Origin of the sequence: Leptospira kemamanensis (genome assembly GCF_004769665.1) — a bacterium.
GTDB lineage: Bacteria > Spirochaetota > Leptospiria > Leptospirales > Leptospiraceae > Leptospira_A > Leptospira_A kemamanensis.
On record NZ_RQGG01000021.1, the window covers coordinates 1 to 1,199 of the forward strand.

Genomic DNA, 1,199 nt, shown 5'->3' on the forward strand with positions numbered 1-1,199 from the left:
ACTACAAACGAAGGAGCCTACATTCCCCAACCTACTTCCTCAGAGATACATTTAGAAGGGATAAACAATCAACACTCCAAGGATCACCTCTACGAGAACCTTACAGACGAGATTTTCCTAGGAGATGATTCTCTTAAGGATACACAGTATACAAACACTTCGGGAATCCATACAGAGAAGTTCCAGAAGCTCACATATAAGATTCTTTATGACCTCTACCCTAAGTATTGTCCTAAGTGTAATGTGATCCTTTCCAAGGGTGTGAAGAATAGACCAGACCTAGTGAGATGCCACAATAAGAACTGCCACACTCAAGTCTCTAGGCTCTCATATACTCCACTTCATCATTTCAAGCTCCCCATTTGGATGTTTGGATACATTCTAGAGGAGTCTTTCATACAGTTCCCCAAGGTCATTACCTCAGTAGAAATTAGTAAAAGGTTAGGTATCTCCTACGGGTCGGCGAGGCTTTTGAAGCAACGAATACAGGTGTTTTCGAGCCATCAGGTAGAGGTTTTAAGGAAATTATATTACAATGATCTCAAGGATACTTTTAAGGATGTTACTCTTCCCAAGGTAGAGGAAGAGAAGGATATCAAGAAGCACTTAGGAAAGAAACTCTATAGAAAGATACCTCATTTAGATACGTGTGTTCTGTATTCTGCCTCTCAGAGAAGCAACTTATTCAGGAAGAGGTTCAGACATGGTGGTCTCACTGCGAGTATCTATCAAAGTGATTCAGTTGGGGGGAACCAGGTAGGAATACTTACGTCTACAATTGCGACTCAGAATGGTTGTGTCTTCTTTGATTCAGTTCCTGACCAGAAGGCAAACACTCTTGGAACCTTAATTCGCAAAACTGTTCCCTATGAGTCTCCCCTATTTTCTGATGAAGGGTATCCTTGGCTTTGGGGAATATATAAAAAGCACCGATCCATAAACCATACAGCACACAGTAAAGAGAAACGATATAAGTTTGCTCGCAACAGATGGAGTAAACTCTCAGTCCATAACCAAGTCGCTGAAGGGAACCAAAGACTTCTTAAGTCTGCTTTTAGTGCCTACAATTACGTGAAGCCAAAAAACTCCCAACTCTATCTAAATGAACTTTCCTTCATAAAATCCATAAAAGCAATTGGAATGGATCGTTTAGTGTCTGCTCAAAGAGACGGATTTGTGCCTAATGTATCTAGGATATA

General features: G+C 40.7%; 1 protein-coding gene. It reads left to right on the forward strand.

Annotated elements, in window-relative coordinates:
* Window positions 1-165: 165 nt before the first annotated feature.
* Window positions 166-1,199, forward strand: a 1,034-nt coding sequence (locus EHQ59_RS08285) for a transposase (RefSeq protein ID WP_425270135.1), incomplete at its 3' end; no start/stop codon positions are given.